Annotated in this window: 14 protein-coding genes; 11 read left to right on the plus strand and 3 right to left on the minus strand. The window is 43.2% G+C overall.

Translation table 11 applies throughout. The features are described from left to right. Nucleotides 1-36 precede the first annotated feature (36 nt). The gene (locus Q8W40_RS23200) at nt 37-2,403 is read left to right on the plus strand and encodes a putative bifunctional diguanylate cyclase/phosphodiesterase (protein ID WP_305400609.1); all 2,367 of its coding nucleotides are present in this window, start codon (nt 37-39) and stop codon (nt 2,401-2,403) included. Between the two features lie 46 nt (nt 2,404-2,449). Here the strand turns inward: Q8W40_RS23200 and Q8W40_RS23205 are convergent, their stop codons facing one another. Continuing rightward, nucleotides 2,450-3,424, minus strand: coding sequence for a Gfo/Idh/MocA family protein (locus tag Q8W40_RS23205; protein ID WP_305400611.1), 975 nt, complete (start codon nt 3,422-3,424; stop codon nt 2,450-2,452). Nucleotides 3,425-3,646: 222 nt separating this feature from the next. Here Q8W40_RS23205 and Q8W40_RS23210 point away from each other — a divergent pair, with 222 nt between their 5' ends. The 4 genes from Q8W40_RS23210 (at nt 3,647) to Q8W40_RS23225 (ending at nt 9,215) form a co-directional block, all read left to right on the plus strand. After that, nucleotides 3,647-5,614 (plus strand): acetoacetate--CoA ligase, encoded by a 1,968-nt coding sequence (locus Q8W40_RS23210; RefSeq protein ID WP_305400614.1) that lies wholly within the window; start codon nt 3,647-3,649, stop codon nt 5,612-5,614. Between the two features lie 185 nt (nt 5,615-5,799). Further along, entirely contained in the window at nt 5,800-6,678 is an 879-nt protein-coding gene (locus tag Q8W40_RS23215) for a LysR family transcriptional regulator (RefSeq protein ID WP_101110989.1), read from the plus strand. A gap of 170 nt (nt 6,679-6,848) precedes the next feature. Continuing rightward, on the plus strand, nt 6,849-7,739 hold the full coding sequence (locus Q8W40_RS23220; protein WP_305400618.1) for a cation diffusion facilitator family transporter: 891 nt from the start codon (nt 6,849-6,851) through the stop codon (nt 7,737-7,739). A 291-nt stretch (nt 7,740-8,030) separates the two neighbouring features. Next, complete coding sequence (locus tag Q8W40_RS23225; RefSeq protein ID WP_305400620.1) at nt 8,031-9,215, plus strand: NnrS family protein; 1,185 nt, start codon at nt 8,031-8,033, stop codon at nt 9,213-9,215. A gap of 59 nt (nt 9,216-9,274) precedes the next feature. Here Q8W40_RS23225 and elbB read toward each other — a convergent pair whose 3' ends face one another. Next, nucleotides 9,275-9,925, minus strand: coding sequence for an isoprenoid biosynthesis glyoxalase ElbB (gene elbB / locus Q8W40_RS23230; protein ID WP_305400623.1), 651 nt, complete (start codon nt 9,923-9,925; stop codon nt 9,275-9,277). A 209-nt stretch (nt 9,926-10,134) separates the two neighbouring features. Further along, nucleotides 10,135-11,763, minus strand: a complete 1,629-nt coding sequence (locus tag Q8W40_RS23235; protein WP_305400626.1) for a methyl-accepting chemotaxis protein — start codon at nt 11,761-11,763, stop codon at nt 10,135-10,137. A 1,193-nt stretch (nt 11,764-12,956) separates the two neighbouring features. On the opposite strand from Q8W40_RS23235, the gene Q8W40_RS23240 reads away from it, so the two are divergent. The 6 genes from Q8W40_RS23240 to Q8W40_RS23265 all read left to right on the plus strand — a co-directional run bounded on the left by Q8W40_RS23240 (nt 12,957) and on the right by Q8W40_RS23265 (nt 23,266). Beyond that, nucleotides 12,957-14,111, plus strand: a complete 1,155-nt coding sequence (locus tag Q8W40_RS23240; protein ID WP_305400628.1) for an efflux RND transporter periplasmic adaptor subunit — start codon at nt 12,957-12,959, stop codon at nt 14,109-14,111. A gap of 16 nt (nt 14,112-14,127) precedes the next feature. Then, nucleotides 14,128-17,280 carry an efflux RND transporter permease subunit gene (locus tag Q8W40_RS23245; RefSeq protein ID WP_305400672.1) on the plus strand — a complete coding sequence of 1,051 codons (3,153 nt, stop codon included), beginning with the start codon at nt 14,128-14,130 and terminating at the stop codon, nt 17,278-17,280. Between the two features lie 347 nt (nt 17,281-17,627). Beyond that, nucleotides 17,628-19,442 (plus strand): extracellular solute-binding protein, encoded by a 1,815-nt coding sequence (locus Q8W40_RS23250; RefSeq protein WP_305400630.1) that lies wholly within the window; start codon nt 17,628-17,630, stop codon nt 19,440-19,442. A gap of 121 nt (nt 19,443-19,563) precedes the next feature. Next, the gene (locus Q8W40_RS23255) at nt 19,564-20,652 is read left to right on the plus strand and encodes a microcin C ABC transporter permease YejB (protein WP_305400632.1); all 1,089 of its coding nucleotides are present in this window, start codon (nt 19,564-19,566) and stop codon (nt 20,650-20,652) included. A gap of 2 nt (nt 20,653-20,654) precedes the next feature. Next, entirely contained in the window at nt 20,655-21,671 is a 1,017-nt protein-coding gene (locus Q8W40_RS23260) for an ABC transporter permease (protein ID WP_126608632.1), read from the plus strand. A 2-nt stretch (nt 21,672-21,673) separates the two neighbouring features. Further along, a complete protein-coding gene (locus Q8W40_RS23265) occupies nt 21,674-23,266 on the plus strand; it encodes an ABC transporter ATP-binding protein (protein WP_305400635.1) in 1,593 nt (530 codons plus the stop codon). Nucleotides 23,267-23,276 lie beyond the last annotated feature (10 nt).

The following is a 23,276-nucleotide window of genomic DNA, read 5'->3' on the forward strand; positions in this document are numbered from 1 at the left end:
ATTATTTAGTCATTAAAAATCGCAGTAGAGTATAGATTGAAATATAAGTTAATTTCCCCTCGCATCACCTATATTTGGTTAACAGGCATTTTAGTTGCGCTACTTTGCTTTTATACAATTAATTTCTATGAAGGCAAGAGAGCACAATATAGCTTAGAGCTGAAAACAAATGAACAAATTGAAGCTCTAGAAAACGCCATAAGTGCTCTAAAAACTGTACTTCACTCTACTCGAGACTTTCTTCAAATCAGCAATGATCTAACATCTGAGCAATTCCATAAATTACTGCGCGATAGAACAGGGATTGGTTCAGGTATACATACTATTTTTTGGGCACCGCTCATTTCGACCAGGCATCCTGCTGAAAGCGATATATTAAAAATAAAAAGCAACCAACTTGGCTATGCAATACACCCCAATATTTCAACCAATTATGCATGTTCCAATTGGTTGGGGCTTCATGCATTCCCCGTGCTGTATGCATCCCCTCAGTTTGAAGGAAGTGAATTTTTAGGTAAAAGGTTGGAAAGCCACTGTCCAAATAATAAAGCGCTAAGACGAGCCATTGAAATTAATGAGGCAAAGGCGTCTACTTTTTACCATGAAGGAAAAAGAGGGCTGCAAATATATTTGCCCGTACAATCATCACAAGGACAAACACTGGGTGTCTTGGTGATGAACATCATTTTATTTGAGTTCCTTGAGCTGACTTGGCAAGATGAGTTTTTAGCCAAAAACATTGAAATCATTGTACAAGATGAGAATAAAAGAGAATTATTTCAAATGCGCCATCCAGACCAAAAAGACAATCTTTTTGGTCTTCTAGAATTTCCATCAGTAACTAGAAGTTTATATTTTCCTACATTAGATAAGTCTTTAGTTATCACAACAATTTATTTGGATACCGATTATCGCCCATTTATTTATGGTGCCGCTTCCTGCTTCTTAATCTTTATGTTAACTCTCTCGGTTTCCGTTAGCGTTAAAAGCTATGCTAGCCGTTTACAAGTGTCGAATAAACTTGTAGCTGAAAAAACACAACGGCTTAGAGTTCAAGCCACACACGACTCACTAACAGGGCTATTCAATCGGCAAGCGCTAGCAGAACAGTTAGAAGATTTTATCAGCCAAATAACCCCAACGGGTGGCAATGGCTTTGCCATTCTGTTTATCGATTTAAATCGATTCAAAATTGTAAATGATTCAATGGGTCACACGATCGGAGACCTGCTACTACAACAAGTTGCTCAGCGATTGATCAACAATGTTCGCAATGACGATATCTGTTATCGGTTTGGTGGAGATGAATTTATCGTTTGCCTCAGAAACAAGCTTAATCGATACGACGTAAGTAATGTTTGTCAGCGCTATCTAACCGCACTGACCGAACCCTACTACTGCGATGGCCTCTCATACAATATTGGTGCAAGTATCGGTGTTACAACGGTAAATTCGTCCACTCAAACGTTAACTAACATCCTACGCGAAGCTGATACCGCCATGTATCGAGCCAAAAATTCCTCGTCGGATCATGTTATTTTTTACGATGACACCATGTTTGATCAGGCCAAGCAACGCTTTACTGTTGAAAACGAATTGAGTGAAGCACACAGCAAAAAACAGTTACTTTTGTACTATCAACCTGTTTTCTCCGTAAGCTCTGATACGGTTACGGCGTTTGAAGCCTTATTGCGCTGGAATCACCCTGACAAAGGGTGGATCTCACCTGCGGTCTTTATCCCCGTAGCTGAAGAGACCGATCAGATTATCGAAATAGGTGATTGGATATTGGAAGAAGTCTGCGCCACTATTCAGCAGATTTGGGACAAGTCCGCTTCCGGCACATGCCCTCGAATCAACGTGAACGTTTCGGTGAAGCAGCTTAAATCGGGGCATATCGTCAAAACACTTCGTAGCGTTCTTAAGAAGTATCGATTCCCTAACTCCCTTCTGGGCATAGAGATCACTGAATCCACTCTACTCAACCACTCAACAGCCAGTAACACGCTTAAGCAGATAAAAACGCTAGGAGTATCACTGTATCTTGATGATTTTGGTACGGGCTACTCGTCTTTGGCAGTACTTAACGACTACCCGTTTGACGTATTGAAAATGGATAGAAGCTTCATCTGGAAGCTGAATAAGAAGGGAGATAAATCCTCACAGCTTTGTGAAGCCATTATCAAGATGTCTCATTCAATTAACCTAACGGTGGTCGCCGAGGGAGTCGAAACTCAGGCTCAATTTGATATGCTCAAAAGCTATCAATGCGACTATATCCAGGGTTTTTTGAAAGGAAAGCCTGTTGCCAAATGTGAAATGTCACGCTTTATTGTCTCTTCAAACGCAGCTAAGCAATTATCAAATATCGCGTCAAAACATAAGAAATCTGAAAACGCTTAGCCGACGCTAAGATGGTTACTTAACCTGTTCTTGGAATCAGAAGTTACTAATCCGCTGGATAAACAACACCTATCTGTTTTCTGACTTCTGTTAGTACTTTCGCCGTTAATTTTGAAAGCTTCTCGGCATTTGAATCCGTTACGTCACCGTTGACAAGTTTGGCAAAGTGTTGTGCTTCATACACCATGCTCATTTCATTTGAAGGCAGTGTTATGTTTTGTGTTACGCCGCCTCTCGGTCTGATCTCAATGTTCTGTGCTTCAGACAAATGGTGAATAACAATGTTGCCATTCTCACCTTGTACCTCACTTGGTATCGCTGAATCCGCTACTTTTGAATGTGTAATAACGGCATCTAAACCCTCAAATTCAAGTAGCACGCTACCCTGACCATCCACGCCCGATTCTAAAATCGTCGCTGTTGCGTGCACGCTCTTTGGCTCGCCAAACAGACTGATTGCACTGGCAATACAATAGTAACCAATGTCCATTGTCGAACCGTTCGAAAACTCGGGGTTAAATGTATTTGGGTTTTCACCATTCAGATATTTTTGGTAACGAGAAGAATACTGGCAGTAATTCAGTATGGCTTTGCGAACGGGTGAAATTTCGGAAAGCTTGTTTTTGATTAACTCAAAATTGGGCAGATAATTTGTTTTAAATGCTTCAAATAGAACGACATTGTGTTCGTGTGCCACTGCGAACATCCTTTCAACTTCTTCATAGTTGGATGCCAATGGTTTTTCACAGATAACGTGCTTTCCATGTCGCATCAATGCAATGGCTTGTTCACAGTGAAAGGAGTTCGGGCTTGCGAGGTATACGGCGTCAATATCTTTGTTTGCACATAATGCGTCAAAATCCGTAATAATCGTCTCACAACCGAAGTTTTCAGCAAATGCCACTCCTGTCTCGTGATTTCTGGAATAAACCGCAGCCAAAGAGTACTGCTGAAAGCTCAACGCGGCTTTTACAAAATGCTCTGTAATCCAATTTGTCCCTACTACTGCCAGCTTTATCATTTTTTTCCCTAATTCATTAATTCTCGATGACCCAAGTATTTTGAGGTTACTTGGGTCTATATCCTAACAATCATCTTCTTAAAAGGGGGTATTTTCAACACCATTTCAAGTAAGGATTTGTGACAGAAACAACCGAATGATCAACAAATTATTTACAATTCCGACCCAATGCTCTTCAATAAAAATATTGCTCGTACTCTGAGCTTACAATTTGGAGACGCTATGACTGGCAGTAAACCCATCTGGGTCCCGACCTCAGAAAGAATAGAAAACGCGTTAATTACAGACTTCATTCAACAACTGAATACTCGATATGCGTTATCTATTTCTACTTATGACGAGCTTCAACAGTGGTCGGTGGATGCCAGTTCCCAATTTTGGCAATTCTTGTGGGGTTACCTTGATGTTGTCGGGGTTAAAGGGGAAGTCATCAATGAACTTGGCCCTTCCAAATGGCAAGAAAGTGTCATTAGCAGAGATACGCTTTGGTTCCCGGAAGCGACACTAAATTATGCGGAAAACCTTTTAACTGGATCATCAGTGTCATCACAATCCGCTGCGATAGAGTTTTACAACGAACGAGGTGATTCGAGCACCTTATCTTGGAAGCAACTTGAAGAACAGGTCTCGACAGTTCAACAATGGCTTCAAGATTGTGGAGTCAAAAAAGGTGATGTGATTGCAGGCTATCTCCCCTACCTTACTGAAACGGTCGTCGCCATGCTTGCAACAACAAGCTTGGGGGCTATTTGGACCTCTACTTCACCCGACTTTGGTATAGACAGTGTTCTTGAACGTTTCGGACAGGTTAAACCTAAGGTGTTGTTTTGTTGCGATGGCTACTCCTTTGGAGGGAAGTACCATGATATGCGAAACAAAAACCAAGCACTCGGCGAGCATCTCGATTCTTTAAAACAGATATGCCAAATTGAATACCTCAATCTACCGCCCTTAATAGGCAGTATAAGCTGGACTGAGGTGAACATGCGCTTTTCCCCTAAAGAGGTTGAATATTGCCAAGTAGGTTTTAACGACCCTTTATTTATTCTTTACTCTTCTGGCACCACAGGAAAACCAAAATGCATCACCCACTCTGTTGGTGGCACGCTTCTTAACCACAAAAAAGAGCATCAACTTCATTGTGACATCAAGGCAGAAGATCGGGTATTTTACTACACCACATGCGGCTGGATGATGTGGAATTGGCACGTTTCTGCGCTTGCCAGTGGTGCAACTTTAGTGGTGTTTGATGGCAGCCCTGTGTACCCAAATGAGGGGGTTCTATGGGATATTGCACATCGTGCTGGCGTGTCACTGTTTGGCACTTCGGCAAAATATCTCGCAGCGTTAGAGAAGAACGCCTATTCACCAAAACAGAACTTTGACCTCAGTACAATTCGAACGCTTTGCTCGACAGGATCGGCGCTTTACCCCGAGCAATTTGACTACGTATATCAACATATCGGGCAAGATATTCATCTCGCCTCTATTTCTGGTGGCACCGATATATGCGGTTGTTTTGTGCTAGGAAATCCAATATCCCCCGTTTACAGGGGAGAGTGCCAAGGGCGCGGTCTCGGGCTCAATGTCGACGTCGTTGATGAAGGTGGATTGCCCCTTCGTTCAGAGCGAGGGGAACTCGTCTGCTTGAACAGTTTCCCTAATCAGCCAGTTGGTTTTTGGAATGACAGCGGTGAACGTTATCACAACGCTTACTGGGATAAACTCGAAAACGTGTGGCATCACGGAGACGACGTTGTACTAACAAGCAACAATGGCATGATCTTCTATGGTCGTAGTGATACCGTGCTCAATCCAGGTGGCGTGCGTATTGGTACTGCTGAGATATATCAGCAAGTCAATCAATTGGTCGGGGTGACCGATTCCATTGCTGTCGGACAACAATGGGATGGCGACGAGCGCATCATATTGTTTGTCCAGTTAGAAAAAACACACTCACTCTCCGATGATTTAATCGTCTTGATTAAAAATACGCTTAAAACTCGCTGCTCACCACGACATGTCCCTGCTGTAATCCTTGCGGTAAGTGACATTCCAAGGACGAAATCCGGCAAGCTCGTTGAAGTAGCGGTAAAGGAAGTCATACATGGCAATGAAGTCAAAAACATTGGCGCCATTGCCAATCCTGAAGTACTCGGAGAAATCGCCTCCGTCTTTGGCCGAATCTAACACCGAATAGAACAACCTTAGTTCTAGTAGTATCCAGGCCAGCTTTACGTGAAGCTGGTCTCTACTCGATCCGTTACGAAATGAACCCTATACTCAAGCTCCTTATTGAACTGTCGTAAATGCTTGCATTATTTGCTATTTTTTAATGACGTCTACCCATAAACCTATCTGGAATTACGCACTTTATGAACCTTTCTCAAGTTGAAGCCTTTTGCACCGTCGCTGACGTTGGTTCGGTTTCTGAAGCAGCTCGGCAACTCGAATGCAACAGAACCAAACTCAGTATGGCGATAAAAGCGTTAGAGAAGGAACTGAATACAGAATTGTTTGTGCGCTCAGGCAACCACCTTTCCCTCTCAGAAGCAGGTAAAGCAATTTATAAAGATTGCGAAAGTTTACTGGTGACACAAAAAAGGATCGTGCAAACTTGCCGCCAAGTATCCGGTGAATTTAATGCAGAAGTATGGATTGCGCGAGACGACTCACTTCCAGATGAACTATGGCAAAATCTAGCGCACCAGATAAACAAAAAATTTCCTGCCACCTCCTTTAACATGGTCCTCGCATCGAGCGGCGACCTCGCTAACCTGGTCGAAACGCAGCAAGTGGATTTCGCATTCGGTGTCGATTACGAGCGAACGGATGATCCACGTGTCACTTACCATCCGATAGGTAAAATTCGAATGATGTCCGTTTGTCGAACCGGACATCCTTTAACAAAAATGCGCCGTGTCGCAGATGAAGATTTACGAAATGCGATGCAAGCGTCCATCGCCTACCTGAACGAAAAAGATAACCCAGAACTTCAGCCTTTCTCACTTCGCTACATTGGCTTTTCAAGCTTTGATTACATGCTCAGTACCATTCTCGGAGAAGATGCTTGGGGCGTGTTACCTGAACCCTTGATTCGCCCTCTGCTTCGTCAAGAAAAAATCGCGGTAATTAAGCATACCTATGGTCTGACTCAAGAAGACTATTGCATGTTCACCGCAGCAGGAATGACAGAGGATGCCGCTATGGTTTGGCTGGCCGACAAACTCAGCGACTACCTTTTTGATTTCTAGCTCATCACTGACCGCCAATTATACTGGCACCATAATAAAACCTCAAAGTATTGATTTTAAATGATTAAATTTTCAATCGTAACTTAACCGGCTTTTACTCAGTCAGTTTTTGTTTGTAAAATGTCCATCTAGCACGAAGAATGAAAGTGTATTAATAACCGAGACATTTTATGTGTGCTAGGACAAGCAAAAACGAAAACAGCGTATTAACCTTTTCAGCCCTTTTAGCCTCTGGCTTTGCATTCGGTGGTTTGATTCTTGGATTATGGGTAGGTTCGCTGGTTATTGTTTTTGATGGTGTCTACTCCTTGATTAGTCTGCTGTTAACTTTATTGTCACTAGCCGCCGCGTGGTACATTCAAAAGCCGTCTGATGCACAATTCCCCTTCGGTCGCGCGGTTATCGAACCCATTGTCATTATTATCAAAGCAACATCCATTCTCGGTGTTGTGGTGTATGCCTTGTATTCAGCAATTGAAGCCCTATTGACGGGCGGACGTGAGGTCGATGCTTCTATTGCAACACTATTTGGTGTGGTGAATGTTTTAGGTTGCGGATACGCATGGTGGGTCATTGCTCGTAAAAGTAAGCAACATTCCTCTGGATTAATTGAAGCAGAAGCCAAACAATGGCAAATGGACACCTTACTGAGTATCGTCGTCACAGCAGGGTTTGTTGTTGCGTGGTTGGTTTCTATTTCCCCATATAGTGAATATGCTGTATACGCCGATCCAGCTATGATGGTGTGTATGTCTTTCTATTTTATTAAAGTACCGTTTGATATGTTGAAAGACGCACTTCGTGAATTGCTGATGATGTCACCCAATAAAGAACTGTGCCAGAAAGTAGATAAAGGCATATCAGCGGTAGAGCAAGAAATGCCACAAGACATTCATGTTACTGGTGTAACTAAAATAGGTCGTGAACTTAGAGTGGATGTTGATATTCATACCAATAAGAAATCCATCGAGATAGGTGATATAGAACGCACAAGAACCAAGATCACTCGCAGGCTTTCTGCCCTACCCTACGATCTGCAACTCAATTTGAACGTCTGTTAACCACAGCTCAAATGACCCACAAAACGCGCTAATTAAAGCGCGTTTTTTAATAGGTGATATAACCCAAGTAATAACACCAACCTCCAAGCCCTCTCCTACCTGAATGCCCATTGCTTCTCATATACGAAGACATCGCAACACTTAGAATTATGAACTTGCCAGCTCTATGATGTTACTTAGTTATAGAGCTATCAAATTCTCTAGATGAACTGAGATGAATCAAAGTTTTTATAGCGAAACAGCTTTAAAGTTGTATTATAAATACATCTTTAAAGTCTAAAGGTATGAGCAATGTTAAACATCACCGATATGAGAGTCGAAAACAAGATCCCCCCTATCTTACGTCTTGGTTTTAGGCCATTCTTTCTAGCGGGTCCGATCTACGCAATTATCGCTATTGTAGTTTGGGTATACGCCTTTCAGAGCGGTCAACCTAGCGACTTAAATGTCCCTGCATTATGGTGGCATGTACATGAGATGTTTTTTGGTTTCGCTATGGCGATTGTGGCTGGCTTTGTTCTCACCGCGGTACAAAACTGGACGGGTGTCAATGGAACGAAGGGATATCGGCTAGCGGCAATTTTCTTGCTGTGGTGCCTTCCTAGAGTATTGTTTTGGACACCCACTCCCCTCTGGCTCATCTCTATCATCGAAGCCATGTTTCTTCTCGCGACAGCTTATGAAATTGGTTATCGAGTATTTAGAACAAAAGGCTGGAAAAACTTATTCTTTGTGCCGATGTTTTTGCTAGCCATAGGCGCTAACTTCGCAAGCTACGCGGTCATTAAAGGTTTGCCCCCATTTCCTGCAAGTGCTGTATGGCAATCGATGATGTGGTGGTTTGTGTTGTTGCTCTCCATCATGGGAGGAAGAGTCATTCCGTTTTTTACCGCCAGACGATTTCAGTTCGAAAAACCGCAACCAATAGTTTGGCTAGAGTGGGTGGCAACACTACCTTTAGTACTTTTATTTATAACGAGCTTTTTCCCTCTTACAGATCAACAAGTTGGGCAGTGGCTAATGCTCATTGCCGCGGTAGGTCAATTTTATAGAGTGGCTCGTTGGAAAACATGGAAAACCTTCTCTGAACCTTTGGTTTGGTCTCTACACTTAGCGTACCTTTGCATTCCCATTACATTAACCGTTCGCGGGCTAACTTCTAATGGCTTTGTAAGCCATACTATGCTGCATCTCATCGCATTAGGTGCTCTCGGTGGTTTAATTCTCTCTATGATATCGAGAGTAACGATGGGGCATACTGGTCGAGAGATTTACAAAGGACCGAAGATGAGATTTGCCTTTGCGGCATTAATCTTAGCGGCTGTGCTGCGTAGTATTGGCGTTTCTGTAGCACCATCAGCCATGATGCCACTGATTCACACATCGGCATTGTTGTGGGTTGTCGCGTTCGCGCTATTTGTGTGGAAGTTTGCCCCTATGCTTTGGTCACCAAGAGTCGATGGCAGACCAGGCTAAGACCTTAGAATTCACCCAGCCCCTTTTATATGGGGCTGGTCGGTCAATAACCTTAATCATTACAACCTATCGAGTAGTGCTTTAACCAACTTATTAATCCCAGCAGACGCTTCAGAAATCGATTCAGCTAACATATAAGCTGGCGTGGTAATGAGCTTTCGTTCTTCATCAACAAGTATATCTGTCACATCGCAGTTAACGTGCTTTGCCCCCATAGACTCTAACGTCGACGCGGTTTCTGCATCTTTCCCGATCGTCAACTTAACTCCTTCCCCGTAAATTTTGGGCAATAGCGCTGGCGCAATACACATATACCCCGCAGGTTTGCCTTCATGAGCAAATGCCTTGCATACGTCAAGTACTGAACTGTGCACACGGCATTCCTTGCCATCAAACGCGAACGAAGACAAGTTTTTAGCTACCCCAAACCCGCCAGGTACAAGGAGTGCGTCAAACTCGCTTACCTTTAATTCGTCGATATCTTGAATATTCCCTCGTGCGATTCGTGCAGATTCAGAAAGAACATTTCGAGTTTCAGTCGTTACTTCCCCGTTTAGATGATTAACAACATGATGCTGTTCAATATTTGGAGCAAAACAATGCCAAGAAGCTCCATTTTGCTCTATCGCGAACATAGACAATACGGCTTCATGAATTTCTGCTCCGTCATATACACCACAACCACTTAAAATAACTGCCACTCTTTTCATTCTTTTTCCTTGCCTTATCTGACGTTCTCATCGACCAAATTCTCACTATACCCAAAGAAATTAAACAAAAGCGCGATCGGCGTCAGACAAAAACGGCCTGCTTGAAAGCAGGCCGTTGGATTTAATCATTATGGATAGAGTGTTGGTAATGGATAGAGAGTCGCGAACTAAGCCGACAAAACACTATTGCTTAAAGCCTCTATACAACTCTATAGCTTAAAGAAAGAAAGCTGATGTTTTTGCTGTTCTGCCAATTCAGATAACTCACCACTTGCTGTCGCACTTTGGCTAATACCCGTAACATTTTGGTTAACAAGCTCCGACATGTTGTTGATGTTACGGTTAATATCCTGTGTTACCTGAGATTGCTGTTCTGCTGCAGTCGCGACCTGAGCGTTCATATCATTGATATCCGCCACCGATTCAGTAATCCCTACAACGGAATCATTTGCTTGATTGCTCAGCGATTCGTTTAACTTCAGCATCTCCAAACTGGTTTGCATACTTTGGTTAGCTAAACCAGATTTAGCTTGTAGCTCTTCAATAATGGCTTGGATTTCTTGAGTTGAATCTTGCGTACGTGCCGCCAGCATTCTCACTTCATCTGCCACAACGGCGAAGCCTCTGCCCGACTCTCCAGCGCGTGCTGCTTCAATCGCTGCATTCAACGCTAATAAGTTGGTTTGCTCAGATACACCACGAATTACTTCAATGACATTGTTGATTTGCTCGGATTGCTCTTGAAGCTGAGTCACGACACTTGCCGCCTCATTCAATGATGAAGACATTTGCGCGTTCGCATCTTCAGCTTCTTTAAATACATCTAGGCTTGATTTTGCTAATTGGTCAGCTTGCTTGGCCGTAGAATCCGCCGCTGTCGCATTGTCGGATACGTTATCAGCAGTACTTGCGAGCTCAGTTACCGCGGATGCTACTTGCTCCAACTCATTTTGTTCTTGCTGGGCATTTCGTTCAGCTTGCGTCATTACCGCTGCCAACTCGGTTGATGCAGAGGCAACATCTTCACTAATGCGCGTTAGCGCTCCTACTGTTTCGTGCAACTGAGAAACCGTAGTGTTTACATCAGCACTTAGCTTAGCGATCTCGTTGTCACCGTCTTGATCGGCTCTTACCGTTAGATGACCAGCCGCCAGCTTGCGCATAACGTCTTGCAACTTAGTTATAGGTGTGACAATCAAGCCAGATAACCACCACGCCACTGTTAGTGAAATCGCAAATACCGCTAACAGTATGTAAGTTGCATTGGATTTAACTTGTTCGTTGCGTCTTAAGCTGTCGTCCAAGTGCTCCATTGCGTATTCATTGACTTGCTTCGATAGTGCGTTGATCTCTTGCACCATATCGTTACCAATCTTCCGGTATTCAGAGATAAACGCATCAAACTTAGCATCTGATAGTGTGCCGTTATCGTGCTTATTAAGAATTGGCACCGCTCGGTGCGAGTAATCTACGTACGCTGAAATAGATTGTTTCACCTTATCGACTTCGCGTTGGAAAACAGTTGTTTTTTCAAGCTGCGATAGTTGCTGGGTAAGAAACTGTCCTTTCTCACGCAGATGTAATTGAAAGTCGTCTCGGCGGCTAGGATCGTAAATGGCGTATACGGCACTGATTCTTAGCGGGTATATAGTATCGTCTAGCTTGGCAAGGGTATCTTTATAGAAAACTAATGAACTTACATTTTCTGCCATGTCTTTTTGTTCAGCTTCCAGATTCATTTTTGTTATCCAAAGTGAACCAAATAAAGCGATGACAAGAATAAGTACCGGGATTAGGACTTGAACTCGAATTGATATATTTTTCAAAGAAAATGGCATAGGTACCTCATACAGTTTGTTAACTGCATCCCTGCTGGTCATATATAGAAGGCAGGAATATAGAGCAGCACCTTATTTTTGTCCACAATAAAAACAAGCTTTACCCATTTTAATTGGTTAAATTTTAAGCCATTAAATTGACATGCAGTCAGTAATATGGCGTTTTTTTATTTGTTAGTGATATATATATCAAATAGAGGTCAAAAACATAAAATAAATAGAATTATTTAAATTTGTTACAGTTGGTTAATAAGTCGTACATTAGCTCTTTCACAATGAAAAAGGTTATCATTTACATAACAATGAGTTACAAGAACATCTAGCCATCCACACTTCCAAATGTCTTATAGTCGAGAAATGTTACATCGACGTTTCTTGTACTTATGTTTATTTTTATTGATGAATAAACACTCAAACTTATCGCTTTTAATAAAAAGACTTTATATAGAGAAAAATAGAAATCATAGATAAGGATATAACAGTTACAACCTAAGTATGACAAGTTATAAAAGCCTTTTTGTTTTGGAAAATATATCGTTATTTTGCTTATCCTTAATTTTAATGCTGTTACTAACGTTACACTTAAAATAACTTATATAATGTGTAAGTCACTTTGTGTATATACCCAAGTGACCTCAAAGTGCAGGTTTCAGGGCCTCATATTCTGTTTCAATTCAAGCCTCTCTACTTCAAAATCAGGAGCGCACACGAATACGACACAATCACCAAACCACTGTCACAAACTGTCACTCATCGAATCCATCATCTCTTTATAATACAGACATAGAAAATGTCTCTAACGTCGGCGGGTGAACTCATGCTAACGATTCAGGTCAATTAATCCTGCGTTAATGGTTGCCTGACATGATATCGGCAATCCGTAAGATTTGGTTGTACGTGCTGAACGGGTTCTTGCAAGTAATCTTCAACGTGGTGTTTTTTACTAACACTTAGCTAATCAAACCAATCGAATGGAACGATAAATACATAGCATTGTCATAACCGACTGTTATTACACAAGTTTAATATTGGCACTTAGTTTGCAAAAATCTCGAAAAACGTTGTACCCATAACTGAGTTGATTGAACATTCTAACGTGCGTCAATCTTTGAACTGTTCATTCAAAACACAACGAAACCGGATCTCATTTTTATCCGTATTAGAGATGAACTTAAAGAAGAAAAGGGAAGCAAATGTCTAAAAAATTATTACGTTGGTTGGCTCCAGTAGTAATTCTTGGTGGCGCTTATGGCGCTTTCAATGTAATCGCAGCAAACGGACCAGAAGCGGAGGAAAAGAAAGAGGTTGTCACCATTCCTTTGGTTCAAGCTGAAAACATATTCCCAAGTGACCACCAAGTCATCATTTCAAGCTTTGGCGAAATTTCTCCCGTAGAACAGACACGACTTTCCGCTCAAGTATCAGGGGAAGTGACAAGTTGGCACCCCAATTTTGTCGCTGGTGGGATAGTGAAACGCGGTGAGGTTTTATTTCAATTAGAGCGAGATAACTACGAAGCAGCGGTCTTACAAGCAGAAGCATCACTCGCTAGTGCAAAAGCCTCACTCATAGAAGAGCAAGCCAAAGCTAAGGTCGCTCAAAAACAAGCAAGAACGCTAAACAAAAAGCAAGTGACAGACTTGTACTTAAGAAAGCCTCAAGTATTGAGTGCTCAAGCACAAGTAAAATCGGCCCAAGCCGGCTTAAAGCGCGCAAGACGCGACCTAGAAAACTGTACAGTACTTGCACCGTATGATGCACTCGTTGTATCACGAAATATTGGTGTGGGTCAGTATGTTTCGGCAGGCTCTGAAGTCGCACAACTCAACAACATTGAAGCAGCGGAAGTCAGCATCCCTATCGCTGGGTTCGATAGTTCATTCCTTCCTGAAACTCTCAGAGGCATCAAAGCTACCGTTATTGAAAAAGGGGTTCGCGCAATAGAGCGTGAGGGCTTTATTTCTCGAGATCTCGGCATAGTCGACAGCAGCACGCGAATGGTTAACCTTGTGGTCCAAATTGAAGATCCTTATGGCGTAAACTCGGACAGACCTATCTTAAAGTTCGGCTCCTACGTGCAGGTGCGATTTGCGGGTAAAGAGCTCAAACACATCTACCGTCTTCCACAAGAACTTGTGAACAATCGAACTGTTTGGATCGTGAATGAAGAGAACCAACTAGAGCCAAGAACCGTTAATGTTTTACGTGAAGAAGGTGAGTTTTTCTTGATTGGTAGCGGGATTGAAGAGAAAGATCAGGTGGTTCTGACATTACCTGAATACCCACAAAAAGGCATGAATGTCGAAATCGCCCAATCAGGGTCTGAATCCGCTAGTGTTGCGAAATAAGGACTGATTCATGGACATGGATACAAACAAACCGACTCAACCAACGGAAAAAGGGTTGATTGCTTATTTCGCTAATAACTCAGTCGCTGCCAATTTAATGATGATTTTCATTATCATCATGGGCGCTGTGAGTTATTTCTTCATTCAAAGACAGATGTTCCCAAACATCGAAGTTAACTACGTTAACATCAGTGCTTCCTATCCCGGTGCTTCCCCTCAAGAGATTGAAGAAAGCATTTTGATAAAAATTGAAGAATCGCTGAAAGATGTAACAGACATTAAAAAAGCGGTTTCTACGGCTTCACGTGGTAGTGCACATCTGTCACTTGAAATTGACGTCGATGCTGAGCTCAGTGATGTATTGGATAAGGTGAAGCAAAAAGTCGATTCCATTGCCTCCTTCCCAGCGTCAATGGAACCCGTCAACGTATACCAAGTCGAATGGCAGCAAGATGTCATCGAAATGGCTCTGGTTGGCGACAAACCGCTAACAGAGCTAAAACCTTTAGCGAAAGTCATTGAAGACGAACTGCTTCAACTCAGCAATGTAGCACTCGTCGATTTAAGCGCACCAGAAGATGAAATCGCCATCGAGGTTCACCCTGATACGCTAAGAAAGTACGATCTAACATTGAACGACATCACCAATGCCATTCAGCGTTATTCAGCGAATTACTCAGCAGGAGAAGTCAGCACCAATACGGGTATGATTTCCGTTCGAATTGAAAATCAATACTACCGCGGTGAAGAGTTTCGCCACATTCCTGTAAAAATTGGCGCAAATGGTGCAAAAGTTCATCTTCAGGATATCGCCACGATTAAAGATGGGTTTGTCGAAGGTGAGCGCCACTTCAAATACACGGGACAAAACGCAATTTACCTTTCCGTGCAAGCAACCAAAGATCAGAATATGATTCCCGTCGCGGAGTCAGTAAAGGCGTATATCGAACACAAAAATAAGACGTTACCTGAAGGGATGAAAATCAAGACTTTAGTGGACATGACGTACTATTTGAATGCGCGCTTGGATATGATGCTTAAAAATCTACTCCAAGGTGCGGTACTTGTTGCCATCATGCTCAGTATTTTCCTGCGTGTAAAACTGGCGTTTTGGGTAATGGTTGGCCTTCCTGTCTGCTTCTTAGGCGCCATGATGCTCATGCCCGTTGTTGGCGTTAGCATTAATATTATTTCTTTGTTCGCCTTCATCATGGTGCTGGGTATCGTAGTTGATGATGCCATTGTTATGGGGGAAAGCGCCTACTCAGAAATTGAGAAGCATGGGGGCGGCGTTAACAATGTTGTCCGAGGCGTAAAAAAGGTGGCAACCCCTGCTACTTTTGGTGTTTTGACAACTATAGCCGTATTTGCCCCATTTATTATGTCTACAGGACCTGAGCGAGCGTTCTTTTTTGGAATCGCGTCGGTCGTTATTCTCTGTCTTATCTTTAGTTTGATTGAGTCAAAGCTCATTCTGCCTGCACACTTGGCACATACCAAGTTTACGCCAATTAAAGAAGGCAGTTGGCGAGACCGATTTAATAAGCGTTTTTTTGGCTTTGTTAATGGTCCATACCGCAATTTTGTCACGCGCTGTACGCAATGGCGCTGGACAGTCTTTGCTACCTTTATCGCGATATTAGCCATCAGTTACGCGATGATTGCTGCTAATCATGTTCGTGTCGTTCCTTCCCCTAAAGTTCCTCATGACTTCCCGGGCGTTAGGATAACAATGAACGACAATGTATCCGATGAGCAAACCATTGAAGCATTGCGTGTTATTGAAGATGTTATATGGGATGTTGAAAATGAAACCATTGATACTCATGGACAGGGAATGATTAAAGATCTGCTGTCGATGAATCGTGGCCGCACAAGCGGACGTATCGTTATTCCATTAGTCGATGAAGATCTTCGCCCATTCAACACGTTTGAACTTTCCCGCCGTTGGCGCGAGAGGATTCCCGTTATCCCCGGTCTTAAATCCATCACAATCATTGATGATGTTAACGGTGGAGACGGCGGTGATGAATTTGGTTATTTACTGTTTGGTCCAAACATTGAAACGTTGAACAATGCAGGTCGCGAGTTGATCGCGAAACTGCAAGAACAAAATGGTCTTTATGACATTTCATCTTCCATCGACACAGGCAGTAAAGAAGTCCTGCTTTCTCTTGCTCCAGTTGCCTACGACTTAGGCTTGGATCTCTCCGACATTGCTAAGCAAGTTGGTGGCAGTTTCTATGGAGGGGAAGCGCAACGAATCATACGCGATGGTGAAGAAGTGAAAGTAATGGTTCGCTACCCTAAGCTTACGCGTGAAGCATTTTCTTCATTACGATATGCGGTTATCACTACGCCATCTGGCAATAAAGTCATGTTGGGTGATGTGGTTGAAATAGACCAAAAACCGGGGATCAGCAGCATCCGTCGGGAAGAAGGTTATCGCACCGTCTATGTTTATGGTTCGATAGATGAAGAGGTGGTCGAGCCAAACGAAGTCGTCGAATTGGTTGACTCTACGTTGCTTCCAGAAATAACCGCGAAATACCCCGGTGTTAAAACTCAGCTGGGCGGATCAATCGAAGAGCAGCAAGCGCAACAAAATGAACAAATGGCTTTTTTCATTGCGGGGATGATCATTGTTTATATTCTGCTCGCTGTACCTTTGAAGAGTTACGCACAGCCGTTGATCATTATGTCTGTCATCCCGTTTAGTTTAACGGGTTCAATATGGGGGCATTACTGGTTTGGTTTAGATATGAGCATGATGTCCATGTTCGGTTTAATAGCCGCTGCGGGTGTTGTGATAAATGATTCGCTAGTGATGACCGACTACGTGAACCAAGCCAGAGCAAAAGGTCTATCGGTGAAAGATGCGGTTATTGAAGCGGGTTGTGCTCGCTTTAGGGCGATATTGCTGACCTCTATTACGACATTTGCTGGTGTTCTTCCTATTATGTTCGAAACCAGCCTTCAAGCGCGATTTGTTATCCCAATGGCGGTAGCGCTTGGCTTTGCCGTATTGTTTGCTACTTTACTCACGTTGGTTTTGGTTCCATGTCTCTATCTCATATTGCAAGACATTGGAAACCTATTTATCCGCGTGAAGGATTTCTTCTTAACCTTCGTTTCTAGACCGGAAAAAGAAGAAAGATCCATTAGCTAAAACGAATCAAAACGCAGCGCACCGACGCTGCGTTTTTTCTCTCACAATACTTTTATTCCCCCGCCCTACCTTTCAGCTTCTTTTCCCAGCTAGGTTTATCTGCGCTAGAAATTACGAGCGTTCTAGAGATTATTGCCCTAGCTGTAAATACTTATCCTTGAATATCAAGCCCAAAATGCCTTAGGGATAAGACCCCGACGAAATAAGAATCCATCACTTCACATTCAAGTAAAACGCTTCTTTCAAAATTCCAATATTGCTGCTAGAAATTTATATAGGACGATGGTTTTTTAATCAAAACAAAGACTAAAGCAACACAAAAACTCAGATTCACAGGGAGAGTGTACATGGTAAGAAAGACGGTAATGGCTTTAGGGTTGATACTTCAATGCGGCGTCGTGTTTGCTTCTAATGTTATCGAATCAGATAGGCTTGTTGGCTTTGGGGAAGCAAAGTACCCCGTAGGATTTAAACACTTTGACTTTGTTAACCCTAACGCTCCCAAAGGCGGAAAAGTCACCTACGCACAAATTGGCACTTACGACAGTTTTAACCGCTATGCCTCAAGGGGTGATTCCGCGGCAGCAAGTGGCGAGCTCTACGATTCCTTGTTTTACTCATCGACAGATGAGCTGGACACCTCCTACGCTCTGATTGCAGAAAAAGTTCGCTATACCCAAGACTACGACTGGATGGAAGTCGATATTCGCCCCTCTGCAAAGTTTCATGACGGAAAACCTATTACAGCTCATGATGTGGAATTTACCTTTCAAAAGTTCATGACACAGGGCGTTGTTCAATACAGAACGTATTACAAAGACGTCAAATCCGTGAAAGCTATCAGCGACACTACTGCGCGAGTAGAGCTGAATACTGGTAATAAAGAAATCCTTTTCTCACTGATTCGTAACATGTCTGTCCTACCTTCTCATTACTGGAAGGATAAAGACTTCTCAGAACCATTAGATACGCCACCGATAGGCAGCGGGCCATACAAAATAACCAGTTATAAGTCTGGGCAAAGTGTCACTTATAGCCGCGTAAAAGATTATTGGGGAGCGTCGCTCCCTGTCAACATAGGTAGAAACAACTTTGATACGGTTGTTTACGACTATTATCGCGATGACACCGTTATGCTGGAAGCATTTAAAGCTGGTGAATACGATTATCGAAGAGAGAACATATCTAAAAACTGGGCAACCGCTTACACTGGAACCAACTTCGACAAAGGCTACATTAAAAAAGAAGAAATTCCTCACTCCATTCCACAACCCATGCAAGGCTTTGTGTTTAACGTCCAACGACCTGTTTTTCAAGATATTCGAGTTCGAGAAGCTCTAACGTATGCGATGGATTTTGAGTGGATGAACAAGAACTTGTTCTACAATCAATACTCACGAACAAGCAGCTATTTTCAAAATACCGATTATCAAGCGAAGTCACTTCCCGACGAACAAGAACTGAAAATTCTAACTCCCTTTAAAGGTAAAGTACCCGACCGAATCTTTACTGATGTGTACGTGCCTCCTTCTACCGACGGAAGTGGTCGAATCCGCGCACAAATGCGTACCGCTTTCAAATTGCTCAAATCAGCAGGCTGGGAATTAAAGAACAAAGTCATGACAAATGTCGAAACGGGTGAAGCCATGACATTCGAACTGCTTATCTATAGCCCCAGTACAGAGCGACTCTCTATCCCTATTCAGAAAAACCTGAAACAAATGGGGATAGAAATGAAAATTCGTACCATCGACACCACGCAATATTTGAAGCGTTACCGCGACAGAGATTACGATATGGTGTTCGCACAAATCTCTTCTGGAAACTATCCAAGCCCTAATACTCAACTAGTCTGGCACAGTAAATTTCTAGACAGCACCTATAACCGCCCAGGCTTGATTGATTCCACTATTGATAGCCTGACTGAAGCTATTGCAGATAATCAAGACAACCCTACTAAGCTCATTTATTTGGGTCGAGCACTCGACCGAGTTTTGCAATGGAACTTTCTTGCCATTCCGACTTGGCATATTGGTATTTTCCGCGTGGCTTCTTGGGACAAATTTGACCGACCAGCAACACGACCCGCGTATGACTTAGGGCTGGATACTTGGTGGATCAATACCGATAAGGCTCAAAAGTTGCCAGAGAAACGTCGGTAATATTCTTGATGCCACCTCTAACGGGGTGGTACTTCACTTATCTAACGATATTCAACTCTGGTTCAACGCAAATAGCGAGAGCAAGAGAACGGCATAGAAAATAACAAGCTTAAAAGGATTTATGACAGCCTATATATTTCGAAGGTTATTGCTGGTAATCCCAACACTCTGGGCCATCATTACGATCAATTTCTTTGTAATTCAGATTGCGCCTGGTGGTCCTGTTGAACAAGCTCTGGCCCAAATCGAGGGGCTGGAATCTGGCGTAATGGAGCGTTTTACTGGCGGCGGCCAAGAAATAGCCCAAAGCACACCAGCGGATGACGCATCCGGAAATTATCGCGGTTCACGTGGGTTAGATCCTGAAGTGGTTGAAGAAATCCGAAAACAGTTTGGGTTCGATAAACCACTGCACGAACGCTATTTCACTATGCTTTACAACTACGCCACATTTAACTTTGGTGAGAGCCTTTTCAAAGGCGGCAATGTCATCGACCTTATTGTAGAACGGCTTCCCGTCTCCATTTCCCTTGGGTTATGGAGCACCATCATCATTTACTTTATCTCCATCCCATTAGGTATTCTAAAGGCCATTCATCACGGTTCACGCTTTGATATTTGGAGTAGCGCCCTAGTTATTGTCGGCTACGCCATCCCAGGATTTTTGTTCGCCATCATGCTCATCATTCTGTTCGCCAGTGGTAACTACTTCAGTTGGTTCCCACTCAGAGGTTTGGTTTCTTCGAATTTTGATCAACTGACGTGGTATCAACAAATCATAGATTATTTCTGGCATCTTGCTCTTCCGACACTTGCCATGGTAATTGGTGGATTCGCGACGCTCAGTATGCTCACCAAAAACTCGTTCTTAGACGAAATCAACAAACAGTATGTGGTTACCGCTCGGGCAAAAGGGCTGGATGAACAAAGCATTTTGTATAAACACGTTTTTCGCAATGCCATGCTGATCATAATCGCGGGCTTTCCTAGCGCCTTCATCAGCATCTTTTTTACAGGCTCAATGCTAATCGAAGTCATGTTTTCACTAGAAGGTGTTGGGCTGCTTGGCTTTGAATCGACCATTCAACGTGATTACCCTGTCGTATTCAGTACCTTGTACATCATGACGCTATTAGGGCTGATCTTAGCGATTATCTCCGACCTTACCTACTCTTGGGTCGATCCAAGAATCGATTTTGAAGGGAGGTAAACATGAGCCCACTATTCGAAATACGATGGCAGCGATTCAAGGCAAATAAACGAGGTTACGTGTCTCTATGGCTATTTAGTTTGCTGTTTTTCGTGAGTTTATTTGCCGAACTTATCGCCAATGACAAACCGCTGTTCATCAGTTTTGATAATCAATGGTACTACCCCGTCGCCATTCAGTACGCAGAAACCGACTTTGGTGGTGAGTTTGAAGCAGAAGCTGACTATACCGACCCTTATGTGACCGATCTCATCGAAGAAAAGGGTTACATCATTTGGCCACTGATACGCTTTCACTATGACACGATCAATTTTGACCTAACGCAGCCTGCACCTTCGCCACCAGACGACGTGAATTGGCTAGGCACTGATGATAAAGGCAGAGATGTGCTCTCCAGAATTATCTATGGCTTTCGGATCTCTGTTTTGTTCGGATTCGCTTTAACCATCGTCTCCAGCGTCATAGGAGTAGTGATTGGGGCATCTCAAGGTTATTACGGTGGAAAGTTAGACTTATTTGGTCAGCGATTCATTGAAGTTTGGTCTAATATGCCGACGCTCTTTCTGCTCATTATCTTATCAAGCTTTGTAGAACCCAATTTCTGGTGGCTACTCGGCATAATGGTGTTATTCAGTTGGATGGGTTTGGTCGGAGTGGTAAGAGCCGAATTCCTTCGTGGTCGAAATTTTGATTACGTTAAAGCGGCACACGCGCTTGGAGTCAGTGACCGCAGAATCATTCTTCGACATATGTTGCCTAACGCCATGGTTGCCACGCTTACCATGATGCCATTCATTCTATCAGGCTCTGTTACCACCCTTACCTCGCTGGATTTCTTGGGCTTTGGATTACCCGTTGGCTCCCCTTCCCTTGGTGAATTACTGGCGCAAGGAAAAGCAAACCTTCAAGCGCCTTGGCTAGGTTTTTCAGCGTTTGTCATATTGTCTATTATGTTGAGCTTACTCGTGTTTGTTGGGGAAGCTGTACGTGATGCATTCGATCCACATCAACAGAGGTAAACATGTCTGAGAGCGTATTGAAGATTCGTAATCTATCCGTTGGGTTCGGACGCAAAAATGATGTGGATGTCATCACGCACGGAGTGAACCTCTCTATTCAAGCAGGCGAAACGCTCGCTTTGGTCGGCGAAAGTGGTTCGGGGAAGTCGGTCACTGCTAACGCCATTTTGAGATTGCTACCAAAAGGAAGCACGCAATACCTATCTGGCAGTATCTTATTTGACGACAAAGATCTCCTTACCTGCAGCGAAAGGCATCTTCGCGGTATACGTGGCGGAAGAATTGGAATGATTTTTCAGGAACCCATGGTATCGCTCAACCCTCTTCACAAAGTCGGACGCCAATTGGTCGAGACGGTAGAAATTCATAGAGGGCTTAGAACAAATCAAGCGCGAGAACTCGCACTTAAATGGCTAAACAAAGTCGGCATACGTAACCCAGAAATTAAGATAGATGCCTATCCTCACGAGCTATCTGGCGGGGAACGTCAGCGTGTAATGATTGCATTAGCACTCATCAATGAACCTGAATTGCTAATAGCAGACGAGCCGACTACGGCACTGGATGTATCTGTTCAAGCCCAAATACTGGAATTGCTCAAATCTTTGCAAGACGAGCTAGGAATGGCAATGCTGTTCATCACTCACGATTTAAGTATCGTAAGGCAAATCGCCGATAACGTTGCTGTGATGCAACATGGCAACCTTGTAGAGGTGGGCGCAACCAAGGAGATATTTGTTCATCCTGAACATGTCTATACCCAGCAGCTCATCGAGTCCGATCCCAAAGGCTCTCCAGTAAGTGCTGACGTAAACGCCGAGGTGTTAGTCCACGCTGAAAATTTAAGAATTTGGTTTCCCATTACAGGAGGAATTCTCAAACGTGTCGTATCTCATATCAAAGCTGTCACAGACGTCAATTTCAGTTTGCGAAAAGGACAAACGATAGGGTTAGTCGGTGAAAGCGGCTCAGGAAAGTCCACCACAGGCATGGCGATACTTAGACTCTTAAACAGCGAAGGGATAATTCAATATGATGGTGAATCAATAGAAAGCTTCGGGCGAAAACAAATGCTTCCGCTGCGAAAAAAAATGCAGGTGGTATTTCAAGACCCATTTTCCGCACTCAACCCGAGAATGTCCGTCGCTCAAATCATTGGTGAAGGGCTGAAAGTTCATCAAGACCTATCTGAATCAGAGATGGATAAGCAAATCTGTGAAACGATGGAAGAAGTAGGATTAGATTCAGCAACTCGTCACCGTTACCCAAACGAGTTTTCAGGCGGGCAAAGGCAGCGTATCGCCATTGCGAGGGCAATCATTCTTAAACCTGAGTTTATTCTATTGGATGAACCGACGTCATCGCTAGACAGAACCGTTCAAGCACAAGTACTCGACCTCTTAAAATCACTTCAGCAAAAATACGAACTCACTTATCTTTTTATCAGCCACGACTTAAATGTCGTCAAATCACTTTGCCACTACACTTTGGTGCTTAAGGATGGTCAAGTGGTAGAGCAAGGTGTAACAGAAGACTTGTTCCATTCACCCCAGCAAGACTACACTCGCCAATTGGTAAGCTTGTCTGATTTATAGCGGTAAGGTA

Origin of the sequence: Vibrio penaeicida, assembly GCF_030689305.1 — a bacterium.
GTDB lineage: Bacteria > Pseudomonadota > Gammaproteobacteria > Enterobacterales > Vibrionaceae > Vibrio > Vibrio penaeicida_B.

Coding starts and splice junctions, on each gene's coding strand:
- Q8W40_RS23255 (WP_305400632.1), top strand. CDS start 19,564: ATGACAGCCTATATATTTCGAAGGTTATTGCTGGTAATCCCAACACTC.
- Q8W40_RS23205 (WP_305400611.1), bottom strand. CDS start 3,424: ATGATAAAGCTGGCAGTAGTAGGGACAAATTGGATTACAGAGCATTTT.
- Q8W40_RS23210 (WP_305400614.1), top strand. CDS start 3,647: ATGACTGGCAGTAAACCCATCTGGGTCCCGACCTCAGAAAGAATAGAA.
- Q8W40_RS23260 (WP_126608632.1), top strand. CDS start 20,655: ATGAGCCCACTATTCGAAATACGATGGCAGCGATTCAAGGCAAATAAA.
- Q8W40_RS23265 (WP_305400635.1), top strand. CDS start 21,674: ATGTCTGAGAGCGTATTGAAGATTCGTAATCTATCCGTTGGGTTCGGA.
- Q8W40_RS23235 (WP_305400626.1), bottom strand. CDS start 11,763: ATGCCATTTTCTTTGAAAAATATATCAATTCGAGTTCAAGTCCTAATC.
- elbB (WP_305400623.1), bottom strand. CDS start 9,925: ATGAAAAGAGTGGCAGTTATTTTAAGTGGTTGTGGTGTATATGACGGA.
- Q8W40_RS23245 (WP_305400672.1), top strand. CDS start 14,128: ATGGATACAAACAAACCGACTCAACCAACGGAAAAAGGGTTGATTGCT.
- Q8W40_RS23220 (WP_305400618.1), top strand. CDS start 6,849: ATGTGTGCTAGGACAAGCAAAAACGAAAACAGCGTATTAACCTTTTCA.
- Q8W40_RS23215 (WP_101110989.1), top strand. CDS start 5,800: ATGAACCTTTCTCAAGTTGAAGCCTTTTGCACCGTCGCTGACGTTGGT.
- Q8W40_RS23240 (WP_305400628.1), top strand. CDS start 12,957: ATGTCTAAAAAATTATTACGTTGGTTGGCTCCAGTAGTAATTCTTGGT.
- Q8W40_RS23225 (WP_305400620.1), top strand. CDS start 8,031: ATGTTAAACATCACCGATATGAGAGTCGAAAACAAGATCCCCCCTATC.
- Q8W40_RS23250 (WP_305400630.1), top strand. CDS start 17,628: ATGGTAAGAAAGACGGTAATGGCTTTAGGGTTGATACTTCAATGCGGC.